The sequence below is a fragment of the Streptomyces sp. NPDC030222 genome, from assembly GCF_055573115.1.
Map to the genome: position 1 here is coordinate 131,313 of NZ_JBVICA010000003.1, position 17,203 is coordinate 148,515.

The following is a 17,203-nucleotide window of genomic DNA, read 5'->3' on the forward strand; positions in this document are numbered from 1 at the left end:
CATGGTGCGGTGCCCTGCGCAACCCGCGCAGGTGCGGACACGTCTTCGCCGGGGACGGTGCGCCGGGCACGCGGCGGACGGGAGAGCGCATGACACGCGACAGCACGCGGCCGGCCCGTGCCGTGGTGGTCGGCGGCGGACTCGCCGGTATCACCGCCGCACTCGAACTGGCCGGTCACGGAGCCCGGGTGACCCTGCTCGACGGCCGTCCGAGGCTCGGCGGACTCGCCTTCTCGTTCCGCCGCGGCGAGCTCACCGTCGACAACGGCCAGCACGTCTACCTGCGCTGCTGCACCGCCTACCGCTGGTTCCTGGACCGGATCGACGGCGCCGCCCTCGCCCCGCTCCAGGACCGGCTCGACGTCCCCGTCCTCGACGCCGCCCCCGGGCGGACCCCGCGGCTGGGCAGGCTCCGGCGCAGTGCCCTCCCGGTCCCCCTGCACCTGGCCGGGAGCCTCGCCCGCTACCCGCACCTCTCCGTCGCCGAACGGGCCGCCGTCGGACGCGCGGCCCTCGCCCTGCGGGGGCTCGACCCGGCGGACCCGGCACTGGACGGCATCGACTTCGCCACCTGGCTCGGCCGGCACGGCCAGTCCGCACGGGCCGTCGAGGCGCTCTGGGACCTGGTCGGCGTCGCCACGCTCAACGCCACCGCCCCCCACGCCTCGATGGGGCTCGCCGCCACGGTCTTCAGGACCGGCCTGCTCTCCGAACCCGGCGCCGCCGACATCGGCTGGGCGCAGGTGCCCCTCGGCGAGCTCCACGACACCCTCGCACGCAAGGCCCTCGCGGCCGCCGGCGTGGAGGTCCGGGTCCGCACCCGCGTCACCTCGGTCGCCCGCACCGGCGGCGGCGACTGGACCGTGGGTCTCGCCGGGGAGTCGCTGGAGGCCGACGCGGTCGTCCTCGCCGTCCCCCAGCGGGAGGCGTACGAACTGCTGCCCGACGGCGCCCTCGACGACCCGGGCAGGCTCCTCGCCATCGGTACCGCGCCGATCCTGAACATCCACGTGGTGTACGACCGGAAGGTCCTCCGGCGGCCCTTCTTCGCGGCCCTGGGCAGCCCGGTACAGTGGGTCTTCGACCGTACCGACGCCTCGGGGCTCCACCACACCCCCGGCGGACGGGGCGGGCAGTACCTGGCCCTGTCCCAGTCCGCCGCGCACGACGACATCGACGCGCCGGTCGCCGGTCTGCGCGAACGTTTCCTCCCCGAACTGGAGCGGCTGCTGCCCGCGGCCCGCGGCGCCCGGGTCCGGGACTTCTTCGTCACCCGGGAGCGGACCGCGACGTTCGCGCCCGCACCCGGTGTCGGGCGGCTGCGACCCGCGGCCCGCACCAACGCCCCCGGCCTCTGCCTGGCCGGCGCGTGGACGGCCACCGGCTGGCCCGCGACCATGGAGGGCGCCGTGCGCAGCGGCATCACCGCCGCGGGCGCGGCCCTCTCCGCACTCGGCCGCCACCACGCGCACCCGCTGAAGGAGGCGGTATGAGCATCACCACCGGAAACAGAGGAGAGACCGTGCCGACTGCGCCCTCGGCGAACCCGGCTGTCGACACCGCGGACATCACCGCGCTGCTGGAACGCGGCCGCACGCTGTCCACGCCGGTGCTCCGCGCCGCCGTGGACCGGCTCGCGGCCCCCATGGACACCGTCGCCGCCTACCACTTCGGCTGGATCGACGCACAGGGCCGCCCCGCCGACGGGGACGGAGGCAAGGCCATCCGCCCGGCGCTCGCCCTGCTCTCCGCTGAGGCCGCGGGGGCGGCCGCGGAGACCGGCGTCCCCGGTGCCGTCGCCGTCGAACTGGTGCACAACTTCTCGCTGCTCCACGACGATCTGATGGACGGCGACGAGCAGCGCCGCCACCGCGACACCGTCTGGAAGGTGCACGGCCCCGCCCAGGCCATCCTCGTCGGTGACGCCCTCTTCTCGCTCGCCAACGAGATCCTGCTGGAGCTCGGCACCGTCGAGGCGGGCCGCGCCACCCGCCGCCTCACCACCGCCAGCCGCAAGCTGATCGACGGCCAGGCCCAGGACATCAGCTACGAACACCGCGAGCGCGTCACCGTAGCGGAATGCCTGGAGATGGAGGGCAACAAGACCGGCGCCCTGCTCGCCTGTGCCTCCTCCATCGGCGCGGTGCTCGGCGGCGCGGACGACCGCACCGCCGACACGCTGGAGGCGTACGGCTACCACCTCGGCCTCGCCTTCCAGGCCGTCGACGACCTGCTCGGCATCTGGGGCGACCCGCAGGCCACCGGCAAGCAGACCTGGAGCGACCTGCGCCAGCGCAAGAAGTCCCTCCCCGTCGTCGCCGCGCTCGCCGCGGGCGGCCCGGCCTCCGACCGTCTCGGTGAACTGCTCGCGGCCGACGCCAAGAGCAGCGACCTCGACAGCTTCTCCGAGGAGGAGTTCGCCACCCGGGCGGCCCTCATCGAGGAGGCCGGCGGCCGGGACTGGACCGCCGAGGAGGCCCGCAGACAGCACACCGTCGCCGTGGAGGCCCTGCACCGCGTCGACATGCCGGAGCGGGTCCGCGCCCAGCTCACCGCGCTCGCCGACTTCGTCGTCGTACGCACCCGCTGACACCGCGCCTCGGATGACGAAGCTCATATAGATCGCAGTCGCCGGCCGGCGCCCCCCGAGGGCGTCGGCCGACGGCAGACCCCAGCACAGCAGACGTCCACTGCACGAAGGGGAAGCCATGACAGCGACGACCGACGGAGGCACCGGGGCCCTCGGGACCCGGACCGAAGCGGCCAGTGGGGCAACGGGACCGGACGCGGCCGTCCGACGCGCGGCGGAGCGCGCCACCGGGTACCTGCTCGCCCGCCAGAACGCCGAGGGCTGGTGGAAGGGCGATCTGGAGACCAACGTCACCATGGACGCAGAGGACCTGCTGCTCCGCCAGTTCCTCGGCATTCGCGACGCGCACACCACCACGGCCGCCGCCCGCTTCATCCGCGCCGAACAACGGGACGACGGATCCTGGGCCACCTTCTACGGCGGGCCCGGGGAACTGTCCGCCACCATCGAGGCGTACGTGGCCCTGCGCCTGGCCGGGGACGTGCCCGAGGCACCGCACATGGCCCGCGCCTCCGCATGGGTGAGGGACCGCGGAGGCATCGCGGAGAGCCGGGTCTTCACCCGCATCTGGCTCGCCCTGTTCGGCTGGTGGAAGTGGGACGACCTGCCGGAACTCCCTCCCGAACTGATCTACCTCCCCAGCTGGTTCCCGCTCAACATCTACGACTTCGGCTGCTGGGCCCGGCAGACCATCGTCCCGCTCACCATCGTCTCCGCGAAGCGCCCCGTCCGGCCCGCCCCCTTCGCCCTCGACGAGCTGCACACCGACCCCGGCTGCCCCGTGCCGGTCAGACCGCTCGCGCCCGCCACCACATGGGACGGCGTCTTCCAGCGGATCGACAAGGCCCTGCACCTCTACCGCAGGGCGGCCCCCCGCGCGCTGCGCCGGGCGGCCATGAACCGCGCGGCCCACTGGATCGTGGAACGCCAGGAGAACGACGGCTGCTGGGGCGGCATCCAGCCCCCCGCGGTGTACTCGGTCATCGCCCTGCACCTGCTCGGTTACGACCTCGAACACCCCGTACTGCGCGCGGCCCTCGAATCCCTGGACCGCTTCGCGGTCTGGCGCGACCACGGACCCGCCCAGGCCGGGCCCGCCCGGGCCGAGGGCGCCGGGCCGGCGGAAGGCCCCGTCCGGATGATCGAGGCCTGCCAGTCCCCGGTCTGGGACACCTGCCTCGCCACCGTCGCCCTCGCCGACGCAGGGCTCGAACCCGACCATCCCGCCCTGGTCAGGGCCGCGGACTGGATGCTCGCCGAAGAGGTCGTACGACCCGGCGACTGGGCCGTACGACGTCCCCACCTGCCGCCCGGCGGCTGGGCGTTCGAGTTCCACAACGACAACTACCCCGACATCGACGACACCGCCGAGGTCGTCCTCGCGCTGCGCCGGGTGAAGCACCCCGACCCCCAGCGCGTGGAGGCCGCGATCGGCCGCGCGGTGCGCTGGACCCTGGGCATGCAGTCGAAGAACGGCGCCTGGGGCGCCTTCGACGCCGACAACACCAGCACCCTCCCCAACCGGCTGCCGTTCTGCGACTTCGGCGAGGTCGTCGACCCGCCGTCCGCCGACGTCACCGCGCACGTCGTGGAGATGCTCGCCGTCGAGGGCAGGGACCACGACCCCCGCACCCGCCGCGGCATCGCCTGGCTGCTCAGCGAACAGGAGCCCAACGGCTCCTGGTTCGGACGCTGGGGCGTCAACCACGTGTACGGGACCGGATCGGTCGTCCCCGCGCTCGTCGCCGCCGGACTCCCCGCCTCCCACCCGGCGATCCGGCGCGCCGTCGCCTGGCTGGAGTCCGTCCAGAACGACGACGGCGGCTGGGGCGAGGACCTCCGCTCCTACCGCGAGCCGAACTGGACCGGACGCGGCGCCTCGACGGCGTCGCAGACCGCGTGGGCGCTGCTCGCGCTGCTCGCCGCGGAGGAACGCGACGGCAAGGCCGTCCAGCGGGGCGTCGGCTGGCTCGTCGGCACCCAGAACGAGGACGGCTCCTGGGACGAGCCGTACTTCACCGGCACCGGCTTTCCCTGGGACTTCTCCATCAACTACCACCTGTACCGGCAGGTGTTCCCGCTCACCGCGCTCGGCCGCTACCTCCACGGCGACCCGTTCACCGGGCTCCGCCGCGGCGGGGCCGACGGATGACCACCGCCCCGGCGGACCCGGCGGCCCGCCAGGTGCCGCTACTGATCGCCTGCGCGCTCGGCGTCGAGCGCTTCGCGCTGCGCGGCGCGGCCGGACGCGGCGGCGTCGCCGGACCGGTGTCCCTGCTGCGCACCGGCATGGGACCCCGGGCGGCGGAACGCACCCTCACCCGGGCCCTCGCCGCGCCCGCCGCCCGAGGCGCGGCCGTCATCGCGGCCGGGTTCTGCGCCGGCCTCGCCCCCGGAATGCACCCCGGGGACCTGGTCGTCGCGGACGAGACCCGCGATCCGCGCGGGACCACCGCCTGCACCGGCACCGCCCTGCTGGCCGCGGCACTGCGCGCGTCCGTGCCCGAGCGGACCGTGCACACCGGACCCCTGGCCGGCTCCGGCCACCTCGTGCGCGGGCAGGAGCGGGCCGCACTCCTCATCACCGGCGCCATCGCGGTCGACATGGAGTCGGCCGCCACCCTGTGGACCGCGAAACGTGCGGGAGACCGCCCGGTTGCGGCCGTACGGGTGGTCGTGGACGCCCCGGAGCATGAACTGGTCCGTATCGGCACGGTACGCGGTGGAATATCGGCGTTCCGCGTTCTTCGTGCCGTCCTTCCCGCATTTCATGAATGGCACCGATCTTTGCTGCTCCCCAGGAGGTGAGCCGGATGGCCATGCCACTCCGTCAGTCCGTCAAGGTCGCTTCGTACCTGTTCCAGCAGAAACTTCGCCGGCGTGAGAAGTTTCCGCTGATCGTCGAGCTGGAGCCGCTGTACGCGTGCAACCTCAAGTGCGAGGGCTGCGGAAAGATCCAGCATCCGGCCGGGGTGCTCAGGCAGCGCATGCCGGTCGCCCAGGCCGTCGGCGCGGTGCTGGAATCGGGCGCCCCGATGGTGTCGATCGCCGGCGGGGAACCGCTGATGCACCCCCAGATCGACGAGATCGTGCGCCAGCTGGTCGCCCGGCGCACATACGTCTTCCTGTGCACCAACGCCCTGCTGCTGCGGAAGAAGATCGAGGATTTCACGCCGTCCCGGTATTTCGCTTTCGCCGTGCACATCGACGGACTGCGCGAACGGCACGACGAATCGGTCGCCAAGGAAGGCGTCTTCGACGAGGCCGTCGCCGCGATCAAGGAGGCCAAGCGGCGCGGTTTCCGGGTCACCACCAATTCGACGTTCTTCAACACCGACACCCCGCAGACCGTCATCGAGGTACTGAACTACCTCAACGACGAGCTGAAGGTCGACGAATTGATGATCTCGCCCGCCTATGCGTACGAGAAGGCGCCGGACCAGGAACACTTCCTCGGCGTGGAACAGACCCGGGAACTGTTCAGGAAGGCCTTCGCGGGCGGCAACCGGCGTCGCTGGCGGCTCAACCACTCCCCGCTGTTCCTGGACTTCCTCGAAGGCAAGGTGGACTTCCCCTGCACGGCCTGGGCCATCCCCAACTACTCCCTGTTCGGATGGCAGCGGCCCTGCTACCTGATGGCCGACGGATACGTCGCCACGTACCGGGAACTCGTCGAGGACACCGACTGGAGCGCCTACGGGCGCGGGAAGGACCCGCGCTGCGCCAACTGCATGGCCCACTGCGGCTACGAACCCACGGCCGTCCTGGCGACCATGGGATCGCTCAAGGAGTCGCTGCGCGCGGCCCGCGACACGGTCTCGGGGAACCGCGGCTGAACCACCCACGCCGAAGAGCCCGGCACACAAGGATCCGAGAGGGGGCCGGAGCGTGACCGGTCTGGAGAACATCCGGGGACCGCAGGACCTGAAGGCGCTGACCGAGGCCGAGCTCGACGAACTCGCACAGGAGATCAGAGAGTTCCTCATCGATACGGTGGCGAGGACCGGCGGGCACCTGGGCCCCAACCTGGGCGTCGTCGAACTGACCATCGCACTGCACCGTGCCTTCGACTCACCTGTGGACCGCATCCTGTGGGACACCGGGCACCAGAGCTACGTCCACAAGCTCCTGACCGGCCGCCAGGACTTCTCCAAGCTGCGCGGCAAGGGAGGACTGTCCGGCTACCCGTCCCGGGAGGAGTCCGAGCACGACATCGTCGAGAACAGCCACGCCTCCACCGCCCTCGGCTGGGCTGACGGCCTCGCCAAGGCCGACGAGCTCCTGGGCCGTACCGGGCACGTCGTGGCCGTCACCGGCGACGGCGCGCTCACCGGCGGCATGGCCTGGGAGGCACTGAACAACATCGCCGCCGCCCGGGACCGCCGGCTCGTCATCGTCGTCAACGACAACGAACGCTCCTACTCCCCGACGATGGGCGGCATCGCCGACCACCTGGCCGCCCTGCGCACCACCGACGGCTACGAACGCGTGCTCGCCTGGGGCAAGGACGTCCTCCGGCACACCCCGGTCGTCGGCCGGCCCCTCTACGGATCGCTGCACGGCGCGAAGAAGGGCTTCAAGGACACCTTCGCACCACAGGGCATGCTCGAGGACCTGGGCCTGAAGTACGTCGGTCCGGTGGACGGCCACGACATCACCGCCGTCGAGTCGGCGCTGCGCCGGGCCAAACGTTTCCACGGGCCCGTCCTGGTGCACTGCATCACCGAGAAGGGCCGCGGCTACCAGCCCGCGCTCGACCACGCGGCCGACCACTTCCACACCGTCGGTGCGATGGACCCGGTCACCGGCCTGCCGCTCGCGCCGCCCGCCGGAGCGTCCTGGACGTCCGTGTTCGGCGCCGAGCTGGCGGCCCTCGGGGCCGAACGACCCGACATCGTGGCGATCACCGCGGCGATGCTGCACCCCACCGGCCTCGGCCCGTTCGCCGAACGCTTTCCCGACCGAGTATGGGACGTGGGCATCGCCGAACAGCACGCCGCCGTCTGCGCGGCCGGACTCGCGGCAGGCGGACTGCACCCCGTCGTCGCCGTCTACGCGACCTTCCTCAACCGGGCCTTCGACCAGATCCTGATGGACGTGGCCCTGCACCGCTGCGGCGTCACCTTCGTCCTGGACCGGGCCGGGGTCACCGGTGCGGACGGGCCCTCCCACAACGGCGTGTGGGACCTGTCGGTCCTCCAGGTCGTGCCCGGCCTGCGGATCGCCGCGCCGCGCGACGCAGCCCGACTGCGCGCCCAGCTCCGCGAGGCCGTCGACGTGCACGACGCGCCGACCGTGGTCCGCTTCCCCAAGGAGACCGTGGGACCCGACATCCCCGCCGTGGACCGGATCGGCGGCATGGACGTCCTGCACCGCGCCGCGGGCCGGCCCCAGGTGCTGATTGTCGCCGTGGGGCCGCTCGCCGCGGAATGCCTGCGCGCCGCCGACCTCCTCACCGGCCGCGGCATCGGCTGCACGGTCGTCGACCCGCGGTGGGTCAAACCCGTCGACGCAGAGCTCGCCCCGCTCGCGGCGGCACACCGGCTCGTCGCGGTCGTCGAGGACAACAGCCGCAACGGAGGCGTCGGATCGGCCGTCGGACAGGCCCTCGGGGATGCCGGGGTGGACGTGCCGCTGCGCACCTTCGGCATCCCCGAACAGTTCCTCACCCAGGGCAAACGCGCCGAGGTGCTCGCGGACATCGGACTCACCCCCGTGGAGATCGCCGGGCGGATCAGCGCCGCCCTGGCAGTGGAGGAGACGGCACCATGACCGACAGCGCACCCGCCGCGTTCGACCTGGCGGCACTGCTGGCCGAACGCGGCGGCGAGCGGTACGAACTGCATGCCCGCCACCTCAACCACCAGCTGCCGCGCATGCTGCGCACCATCGGGTTCGACAAGGTCTACGCACGCGCCGAGGGAGCGTACTTCTGGGACGCCGACGGCAACGACTACCTCGACATGCTGTCCGGATTCGGGGTGATGGGGCTGGGCCGGCACCACCCGGTCGTCCGGAAGGCGCTGCACGACGTCCTCGACGCCTCGCTCGCCGACCTCACCCGCTTCGACTGCCCGCCGCTGCCCGGCCTGCTCGCCGAGCGGCTGCTCGCCCAGAGCCCCTACCTGGACCGGGTCTTCTTCGGCAACAGCGGCACCGAGGCCGTCGAGACCGCACTCAAGTTCGCCCGCTGCGCCACGGGGCGACCCCGGGTGCTCTACTGCGACCACGCCTTCCACGGCCTGACCGCCGGTTCCCTGTCGGTGAACGGCGAGCGCTGCTTCCGGGAGGGTTTCGCCCCGCTGCTCCCGGACACCGCCGTCCCGCTCGGCGACCTGTCCGCGCTGGAGAGGGAACTGAGGCGCGGCGACGTGGCCGCCCTCGTCGTCGAGCCCATCCAGGGGAAGGGCGTGCACGAGGCACCGCCCGGCTATCTGCGTGCCGCCCGGGAACTGCTGCACCGGCACAAGGCGCTGCTGATCCTCGACGAAGTGCAGACCGGACTCGGCAGGACCGGTGACTTCTACGCGCACCAGCACGGGGACGGCGTCGAACCGGACCTGGTGTGCGTGGCCAAGTCCCTCTCGGGGGGCTATGTGCCCGTCGGAGCGACCCTGGGCAAGGACTGGATCTTCAAGAAGGTCTTTGCGTCGATGGACCGGGTGCTCGTCCACTCGGCCAGCTTCGGGTCCAACGCCCAGGCCATGGTGGCCGGCCTCGCAGTGCTCTCCGTGCTGGAGGACGAGAACGTCGTCGCGAACGCCCGGCGGACCGGCGAGCTGCTCAAGTCCCGGCTGACCGAGCTGGTCGGCCGGTACGAACTGCTCCATGACGTCCGCGGGCGCGGACTGATGATCGGCATCGAGTTCGGCCGGCCGGACTCGCTGAAGCTGCGCAGCCGCTGGACCATGCTCCAGGCGGCCCGCAAGGGACTGTTCGCGCAGATGGTCGTGGTGCCGCTGCTGCGACGGCACCGCATCCTCACCCAGGTCTCCGGGGACCGTCTGGAGGTGATCAAACTGATCCCGCCGCTCATCGTGGGGGAGAAGGAGGTCGACCGGTTCGTGGAGGCGTTCATCGAGGTGATGGACGACGCACACACCGGTGGCGGCCTCATGTGGGACTTCGGGAAGACGCTGGTCAAGCAGGCCATGGCCAACCGCTGAACCCGGCCCCGGCACCCGCCGCCCGAGCATCTTTGCCCATGAGGCAAGAAATTTGCCCTGGAGGCATGAGTCTGGCTCAATGAGGCCATGACCAACCACCCCGGACCGGGGGCCGGCGAGGCCGCCGAGAGCCTGCCCGAGGTCGCGCCCCGGCTGCGTGAGCTCCGCCGCCGCGGCGGCCTCACCCTGGAGGCCGCCGCCCGGCGCGCCGGACTCTCCCCGGCCCATCTCTCCCGGCTGGAGACCGGGCATCGGCAGCCCTCGCTGCCGATGCTGCTCGCCCTGGCGCGCGTCTACGGTACGACGGTGTCGGACGTACTCGGCGAGGCCCCCGTCGAGCCCCACGCGGTGCTGCGGGCCACCGGCAGCGTGGCCCAGGAGGCCGACGGCTGGAGCTACCGGCAGGCCGGCGGTCCGGGGAGGGCCATGCAGGCCCTGCACGTCCGTGTGCCGCACGGGGCGCAGGGCGACCTCGTGCGGATCCACCCCGGCGAGGAGTGGCTGTACGTGCTCTCCGGCCGGCTGCGGCTGGTGCTGGGGGAGCGGGTGCACGAGCTGGGCACCGGCGACTCCGCGCACTTCGACTCGCTCACCCCGCACCGCATCGCGGCCGTCACCCCCGAGGGTGCCGAGCTGCTGTTCGTCCACACCCTGCTGCAGACCGCCGCCTCGGGACTCTGTCTCGGCGACGGCGGCTCACAGCACAGAACCCGGGAGATCTGACATGCCGGAAGACAAGTCCGCAGCCCGCCGCTACGTCGAGGAGCGCATCCCGCGCGGTCTGGCGATCCGCCTCTTCGTGTACATCGTGGCGGGCCATCTCTTCGCGGCCTTCGTCTATCTGCTCTTCACCCTGGGCGCGCAGCGCTGACCCGGGAGGCCGGACCCGCCGGCCGTCGTCAGCCGCCGTCGACCAGCCGCTCGCGGAGCCGCTCACGTGTCTCCGGGGCCAGGCCCAGGCCGTCGGTGAGGTAGCGCCCGGTCGAGCCCCAGGTCTCCTCGATGGCGGTGAACGCCGAGGCCAGATACTCGCTGCGGGCGTCGAACAGGGGGCTGAGCAGTTCCATCACCTCGTCCGGGATGGTGGCCGTGTGGTCCCCGCCGCGGTGCACCTTGTAACGGCGGTGCGGGTCGTTGGACTTGAGGTAGTCGGCTTCGATGGCGTCCCGCTCGACGCCGACGGCGAGCAGCGTCACCGCGATCGACAGGCCCGCGCGGTCCTTGCCGGCCGCGCAGTGCATCAGGGCGGGGACGCTGTCCTCCGCCAACGCGTGAAGGACGCGGCTGTGTTCGGCAGTGCGCTGCGTGATGATCTCGCGGTAGGAGTCGGACATGCGCTTCGCCGCCTTGCCGTCGGCGAGGATGTCACGCAGTTCGTCGATGCTCCCGTCGCGGACCATCTTCCAGAACTCGGCGCCGTCGGCCGGGTCGGACAGCGGGATGTTGACGTTCCGCACGCCCGGCAGGGCGACGTCGGGTCCCTCCAGCTTCTGGTCGGCGGAGTTGCGGAAGTCGAAGATCGTGTGCAGCCCCAGTGCGGCGAGAAACGAGGCGTCGGTGTCGGTGGCGTGCGCCAGGTGCCCACTGCGGTAGAGCCGTCCGTAGCGGATCCTCCTGCCGTCCACGGTCGGCAGTCCGCCCACGTCACGGAAGTTCCGCACTCCGGCGAGCTCGGGCTCGCGCTCGGCCGACGACACCTGCGGAATCTGCTGCGTCACGGGGGCTCCTGAAGTGTCCCTGCCGGCGGCGCCTGATCGCCGTGGCTTTGTCAGACGATACGACACAGGTTCCTCGGGCAACCTTCTCGAGGTGCGCAAAGCCCCTTCGCGCCCCCGACGGCGCCCCGGGCGGCGTTCCGGGTCGTCTTCCGGATGGCCTTCCCGACGACCTTCCGGATGGAAAAGCCGAATCAGGGTGAACTGTCCGATTTGAGGGTTTTTAGAGTGAACTCTCCATAAGGCTCCATATCTGTAATGGGGAGGGAATTCCCGGTATCGGCCCGGGTGAGCAGGATCTCATCTGTGACGGTATGTGTCCGTCCTGGGGGCCCAAGTCCCAAGGGTCGCATTGGTTTCAATGATCGGAAATAAACGGAGTGTCACCGGAATTCCGGCATGATTTCCGCTCTGCTATGCCGTACCGAAAATGCACTCCTTGTCCGTGCCGCCCCATTCGTTTAGCGTCGCCGTCGAATCCGGGCGGACCGCCGAATCCTGCCGCCGCCCGGAATACCGCACCCACCACCTTTGCGGCAGGAGCGGGGGAACCAGGTAAGCCGCCGTGCCGGTGTCCGCACCGGGACGGCTCGGGGTGAAGTCGCGCCTCGGCGCGGCCGGGCATCTCCAGCCCGAACCCGACAGCTCACCTCGCAGGCGCAGGAGAGGAATGCGCCATGCCCAAGGGCAAGCACCGTCGTCCCAAGTCCACGCCGATCACCCGCGGCTTCGTCGCGGCCGGCACCGGTGGCGCCGCACTCGCCATCCCGCTCATCGGCACCGTCGGAGCCCAGGCCGCCGCCCCCGCGGCCGCCCCCGCCGTGGCACCCCGGCACATCGCCGCAGTCTCCGCCCCGGCGACCGTCAAGGCCGCCGCTCCGCAGGCCGCACCGAAGACCTACCGCGTGGTCCCCGGCGACTGCCTGTCGAAGATCGCCGAGCAGCACGAGGTGCGCGGCGGCTGGATGCGGCTCTACAACGACAACCGGCGTGTCATCGGCGGCGACCCCGCTCTCATCCAGCCGGGCACCAAGCTCACCCTCGGCGCCAAGAACCAGGCCGGCCGCAACCGGGCCGCCACTACGCCGACCCGCACCGCGTGGGCCCCCGCCAAGTCCGCTCCCGCCCAGGTCGCCGCTCCCGCGAAGGCCGCCCCTGCCGAGTCCAAGCCCGCCGCGCCCGCCGGTGCGGCAGGCGACACGGCCGCCGCCCCGAGCGCCGCCGGCTTCGTGGCCCCGGTCGCCGCGCAGGTCACCACCCCGTACCGCATGGCGGGCGCCATGTGGTCCAGCGGCTACCACACCGGCGTGGACTTCGCCGCCCCCACCGGCACCAGCGTCAAGGCCGTCGGCGCCGGCACCGTCGTCTCGGCGGGCTGGGCCGGCGCGTACGGCAACCAGGTCGTCATCAAGCACGCCGACGGCCGCTACTCGCAGTACGCCCACCTGTCCTCCCTCTCCGTCTCGGCGGGGCAGACCGTGCGCCCGGGCCAGCAGATCGGCCTGTCCGGCAGCACCGGCAACTCCTCCGGTCCGCACCTGCACTTCGAGATCCGGACCACTCCGGACTACGGCTCGGACCTGGATCCGCTGGCCTACCTCCGCCAGCACGGCGTCACCATCTGACGCAGGAACGCGGACCGTTCGGCCTGCCGGGTACCTCGCGGTATTCCCGGCAGGCCGAAACCGTTCGGGTGGTCTATCTCACCCGTCGTCAACCCCTCCTTACGGTGGCGTAGGTCACTTCCAGGGGTGAATGATGTGTCGATGTGGCAGACGATTCGAGATCAACACACCAGGACAGAACCGTCATCGGGTCGTACGCGGCTGTCGGTGACAGCTTCACCGAAGGAGTCGGCGACCCCGGCCCCGACGGTCGGTTCGTCGGATGGGCCGACCGGTTCGCCGTGCTCCTCGCCGACCGGCTGCCCGAGAACAACGACACCTTCCGGTACGCCAACCTCGCCGTGCGCGGCAGGCTGCTCGACCAGATCGTCGCCGAGCAGGTGCCCCGGGCCAGGGAACTCGCCCCGGACCTGGTGAGCTTCTGCGCCGGCGGCAACGACATCATCCGGCCCGGCAGCGACCCCGACGACGTCGCCGAGCGCTTCGAGCGGGCCGTCGCCGACCTCACGTCCGCCGTGGGCACCGTCATGGTCACCACCGGCTTCGACACCCGCGGAGTGCCGGTCCTCCGCCATCTGCGCGGCAAGATCGCGACCTACACGGCGCACGTCCGGGCCATCGCCGACCGGTACGACTGCCCGGTGCTCGACCTGTGGTCCCTGAAGTCCGTCCAGGACAGGAGGGCCTGGGACGACGACAGGCTGCACCTCTCGCCAGAGGGGCACACCCGCGTCGCCCTCCGGGCCGCCCAGGTCCTCGGGCTCGACGTTCCCGCCGACCCCGACCAGCCCTGGCCCCCGGAGCCGCCGCGGGGAACGCTCGAGGTGCGGCGCGACGACATCCAGTGGGCCCGGGAACACCTGGTGCCCTGGATCGGCCGCCGGCTGCGCGGCGAGTCCTCCGGGGACCGCGTCGAGCCGAAACGCCCGGACCTCCTGCCTCTCTGATCCGACCGTCCCGCCGCGCGCGCCCGAGGATCCCGCCGGACGCCGGCCCGGTGCCCCGCAGGCGATCAGGCCGGTCGGTCCTCTCCTGCCGGACCCGCCCCGGGGAGGTGCACCGGTCAGGGCACGGCGGGGTGCCCGAGGCCGTCCGCCGGGGCCGCGGGAATCCGCTCCAGGACACCGCCGGCGAAGACGTCGTAGAGCGGCAGCGACTCCAGGTGCACATAGCCGATGTGGCAGTCGCAGACCGCGAGCGGGCAGGCCCGGGGACGCAGGGCGGAGCGGTAGGAGCCGTCGTAGAGGTTCCCCAGCCCGGTGCGGACGAAATGGCAGCGGCGTACCGTCCCGTCGCCGTCCACCGAGATCACGGACTCGCCCGTGCGGCACGGCAGGCCCGCGGAACGGTGCGGGTGCCGGCTGTACGGGAACAGCGGATCGAGTGCCGTCCACAGCGCGGCCTCCTCGTCGGTGTACACGTGGCCTTCGGCCGCGTTCACCCACAGGTACACATGGGACGGCAGGGCCGCGCGCAGCTGCCGAGCCTCGCCCAGATGGGCGGGCAGGCCCACCACACCGACGCTGAAGCGGACCCCGCGGCCGGCCAGCTCACGGCACTTGGCGAGGAAGCGGTCGCAGGGGGTCTGCCCCGGGTGGTAGGTGCACCAGAGCGCGAGCGTGCCGAGGTCGGCCTCCGCGGTCCAGTCGGTGCGGCAGCTCAGGTTGGTCTGGATGGCGACCCGGCGGACGTGCGGCAGGTGCGAGAGCTCGGTGAGCGCACGCCGGTACCAGGAGCGCACCAGGCCCTCGCCCCAGGGGGTGAAGAGCACCGACAGCCGGTCTTCGCTGCCGGCGGCCCAGTCCACGAAACGTTCCAGCGCCGTACGGTCCGCGCGCAGCTGCTCGCGGCTGTCGCGGCGTTTGGCGAACGGGCAGTACGGACAGTCGTAGTCGCAGGACGCCAGCGGACCGCGGTAGAGGATCGTGAGGTCCACGGAGGTCACCTGACCTCGTACGCGGACATCGCGGCCCGTACCGCGGGGGAGAAGAGCTCGGGGCCCAGCGCGTCCGAGTGGGCCAGGCCCTCCGGGGAGAGCCGTAGCCGGTCCGCCGCCGAGCCGTCGAGCCAGCCGCGTTCCGCGAAACGTTCCAGCTCGGCGGCGAAGTGCTCCTCCGGCAGCGCACCGAACCGTGCGAGGTACCCGGCCCGGTCCATGCCCTCGGCCTGCAGGAGGGACTGGAGCAGATGGCGCCGGCGGGCCTCGTCCCCGTCGACGTACCGCCCGTGCACGGCGCGCGAGAAGTCCTGTGTGGCCGTGTACTCGTCGATGATGGTCCGCACGGCGCCCGTCCCGACCGCGTAGTCGAAGGAGTAGTGGAGCGTGGAGGTGTACGAGCGGGCGCCGCATCCCAGGCCGATCATGCCGTCCGTCTGGCATGCGTAGTCGTCCGCGCCCTGGGGCGGCGCGTCGGTGCGGCGGAACATCCTCATCGACAGCTGCTCGTAGCCGTTCGCCAGGAGATGGTCGCGGCCCTGCCGGTACAGCCGCAGCCGCTGCTCGTCCCAGGCGGCGTCGGTGACGGCGGTGCGCCGGGCCAGACCGGTCAGCGGCCGGACGTACAGCGGATACAGGTACAGCTCCTCGGGGCGCCAGGTCAGCGCCGCGTCCAGGGAGGCGCGCCAGGACCGTTCGGTCTGGCCGTCGATGCCGTAGATCAGGTCGATGTTGAGGACGGGGAAACCTGCATCCCGGATCCGGCCGAGGGCGGTCTCGACGTCGGCCCGGCGCTGCGGCCGGACCGCCGCCGCGGCCTCCTCGTCGACGAACGTCTGCACTCCGAGGCTGAGCCGGGTGGTGCCCCGCGCGGCCAGCACGGCCAGCCGGTCGGCGGTGGCGGTCGAGGGCGACGCTTCGACGGACAGCGGCACGGCACGCAGATCGGCGCCCATGCGCTGCTCGGCGATGTCGCACAGCCGGGTCAGCTCGTCCGTCGTGAGGAACGTGGGCGTGCCGCCCCCGAAGGCGGCCGTGGCGAACCGGACCGGCCCCTCGTCGCCCAGCGCGTCACGGACGGCGACGGCCTGGCGGTCCAGTGCGTCGAGGTAGCGCGTGGCCAGTTCGCCTGGTGCGCCGATACGCGTGAAGAGGTTGCAGAACCCGCAGCGGACCTCGCAGAAGGGTATGTGGAGATACAGCGACAAGGAGTCCTTGGGCTCACCCCGCCACAGGTCGCGCAGCGCCGCCGACCGGTCGCCGAGCGGCCGGTAGGCGGTCTTGTGCGGATAGGCGTACACGTAGCTCCGGTACGGACGGGGCCGGTCCACGGGGTGCTCGCCGTTCCCGCCCTTCATGCCGCGTCCTCTGCCGGGTCCAGGAAGAACTGGGCGTACGGCACCGTCCACACGGACGGGTGGCCCAGGCGGTGCCCGGTGTGGCCGTCGTCGCCGTACGCGGTGCCGTGGTCGGAGCAGACGATCGTGAAACAGCGTCGACGGCCGCTCATCGCCGTGAACAGCCGGCCGATGTGCCGGTCGACGTACTCCAGCGCGGCCGCGTGCGTCTCCCAGGAGTCACCGGCCTCGCGAGTCGCGCCCGGCAGATGGAACCAGTTGGGCTGGTGCAGCGCCGAGACATTGACGAACAGGAACAGCCGCCGGTCCCGCGGCAGCCCCGCGACGACCTGCTCCGCCCTGGCCACCTGCGCTTCGAACGACGTCGGGGACGGCACCCCGAACTCCGGCTCCCAGTGGCTCTCCTGGAACATTCCGGGCAGCACCGAGCCCAGCGGGCCCTGCTTGTTGAAGAAGCCGACCCCGCCGATGCACACCGTGCGATAGCCCTCGCCTGCGAGCGCCGACACCAGGTCCGGTGTGTCGAACACCCAGGTGCGGCCCCCGGTCGTCTCACTGCCGGCGAAACGGGCCGCGAACAGCCGCGGATGGGGGCCCGGTGCCGCCGGAGTGGGCAGGAAGCCCGCGAACATCGCCTGGTGCGAGGCGTAGGTGAAGTTCCCGGGCGCGTGCCGCTCCTCCCAGACACCACCGGGCAGCAGCGCCGTGAGGTTCGGGATGCGGCCCTCGGCAGCCAGCCGGACGGCGACGTCGTGGCGCAGCGTGTCGAGGGTGACGAGCAGCAGATCGTCGCGTCCCACGACCTGGTTCATG

General features: G+C 72.0%; 15 protein-coding genes and 1 riboswitch. Of the genes, 11 read left to right on the top strand and 4 right to left on the bottom strand.

Annotation, left to right across the window (positions count from 1 at the left end):
• Positions 1-89 precede the first annotated feature (89 nt).
• The 9 genes from hpnE (at position 90) to ACZ4Z5_RS05440 (ending at position 10,627) form a co-directional block, all read left to right on the top strand.
• Entirely contained in the window at positions 90-1,493 is a 1,404-nt protein-coding gene (hpnE, locus tag ACZ4Z5_RS05400; protein ID WP_468256943.1) for a hydroxysqualene dehydroxylase HpnE, read from the top strand.
• On the top strand, positions 1,490-2,590 hold the full coding sequence (locus ACZ4Z5_RS05405) for a polyprenyl synthetase family protein (protein WP_468256945.1): 1,101 nt from the start codon (positions 1,490-1,492) through the stop codon (positions 2,588-2,590). The genes hpnE and ACZ4Z5_RS05405 overlap by 4 nt, the downstream gene beginning before the upstream one ends.
• A gap of 118 nt (positions 2,591-2,708) precedes the next feature.
• On the top strand, positions 2,709-4,742 hold the full coding sequence (gene shc, locus ACZ4Z5_RS05410) for a squalene--hopene cyclase (protein ID WP_468256948.1): 2,034 nt from the start codon (positions 2,709-2,711) through the stop codon (positions 4,740-4,742).
• The gene (locus ACZ4Z5_RS05415; RefSeq protein WP_468256950.1) at positions 4,739-5,398 is read left to right on the top strand and encodes a phosphorylase family protein; all 660 of its coding nucleotides are present in this window, start codon (positions 4,739-4,741) and stop codon (positions 5,396-5,398) included. Before shc ends, ACZ4Z5_RS05415 begins: the two co-directional genes overlap by 4 nt.
• 5 nt (positions 5,399-5,403) lie before the next feature.
• The gene (hpnH, locus tag ACZ4Z5_RS05420; protein WP_468256953.1) at positions 5,404-6,426 is read left to right on the top strand and encodes an adenosyl-hopene transferase HpnH; all 1,023 of its coding nucleotides are present in this window, start codon (positions 5,404-5,406) and stop codon (positions 6,424-6,426) included.
• Positions 6,427-6,478: 52 nt separating this feature from the next.
• Positions 6,479-8,362, top strand: a complete 1,884-nt coding sequence (dxs, locus tag ACZ4Z5_RS05425) for a 1-deoxy-D-xylulose-5-phosphate synthase (RefSeq protein WP_468256956.1) — start codon at positions 6,479-6,481, stop codon at positions 8,360-8,362.
• Positions 8,359-9,756: an aspartate aminotransferase family protein gene (locus ACZ4Z5_RS05430; protein ID WP_468256959.1), complete on the top strand. Its 1,398-nt coding sequence runs from the start codon at positions 8,359-8,361 to the stop codon at positions 9,754-9,756. The genes dxs and ACZ4Z5_RS05430 overlap by 4 nt, the downstream gene beginning before the upstream one ends.
• Positions 9,757-9,843: 87 nt before the next feature.
• On the top strand, positions 9,844-10,479 hold the full coding sequence (locus ACZ4Z5_RS05435; RefSeq protein WP_468256962.1) for a helix-turn-helix domain-containing protein: 636 nt from the start codon (positions 9,844-9,846) through the stop codon (positions 10,477-10,479).
• A 1-nt stretch (position 10,480) separates the two neighbouring features.
• Positions 10,481-10,627: a DUF6126 family protein gene (locus tag ACZ4Z5_RS05440; protein ID WP_468256964.1), complete on the top strand. Its 147-nt coding sequence runs from the start codon at positions 10,481-10,483 to the stop codon at positions 10,625-10,627.
• A 28-nt stretch (positions 10,628-10,655) separates the two neighbouring features.
• Here the strand turns inward: ACZ4Z5_RS05440 and ACZ4Z5_RS05445 are convergent, their stop codons facing one another.
• Entirely contained in the window at positions 10,656-11,474 is an 819-nt protein-coding gene (locus ACZ4Z5_RS05445) for a tyrosine-protein phosphatase (RefSeq protein ID WP_468256966.1), read from the bottom strand.
• 510 nt (positions 11,475-11,984) lie between these two features.
• Positions 11,985-12,144, top strand: a riboswitch (cyclic di-AMP (ydaO/yuaA leader).
• A gap of 4 nt (positions 12,145-12,148) precedes the next feature.
• On the opposite strand from ACZ4Z5_RS05445, the gene ACZ4Z5_RS05450 reads away from it, so the two are divergent.
• Complete coding sequence (locus tag ACZ4Z5_RS05450; protein ID WP_468256969.1) at positions 12,149-13,096, top strand: M23 family metallopeptidase; 948 nt, start codon at positions 12,149-12,151, stop codon at positions 13,094-13,096.
• A gap of 143 nt (positions 13,097-13,239) precedes the next feature.
• A complete protein-coding gene (locus tag ACZ4Z5_RS05455) occupies positions 13,240-14,043 on the top strand; it encodes an SGNH/GDSL hydrolase family protein (protein WP_468256972.1) in 804 nt (267 codons plus the stop codon).
• A gap of 116 nt (positions 14,044-14,159) precedes the next feature.
• Here ACZ4Z5_RS05455 and ACZ4Z5_RS05460 read toward each other — a convergent pair whose 3' ends face one another.
• The 3 genes from ACZ4Z5_RS05460 to ACZ4Z5_RS05470 are packed head-to-tail and all read right to left on the bottom strand — an operon-like array spanning position 14,160 to position 17,202.
• Positions 14,160-15,032, bottom strand: a complete 873-nt coding sequence (locus ACZ4Z5_RS05460) for an STM4011 family radical SAM protein (RefSeq protein ID WP_468256975.1) — start codon at positions 15,030-15,032, stop codon at positions 14,160-14,162.
• A gap of 5 nt (positions 15,033-15,037) precedes the next feature.
• Positions 15,038-16,390, bottom strand: a complete 1,353-nt coding sequence (locus tag ACZ4Z5_RS05465; protein ID WP_468256978.1) for an STM4012 family radical SAM protein — start codon at positions 16,388-16,390, stop codon at positions 15,038-15,040.
• Complete coding sequence (locus tag ACZ4Z5_RS05470; protein WP_468257678.1) at positions 16,387-17,202, bottom strand: STM4013/SEN3800 family hydrolase; 816 nt, start codon at positions 17,200-17,202, stop codon at positions 16,387-16,389. Before ACZ4Z5_RS05470 ends, ACZ4Z5_RS05465 begins: the two co-directional genes overlap by 4 nt.
• Between the last annotated feature and the right edge of the window lies 1 nt (position 17,203).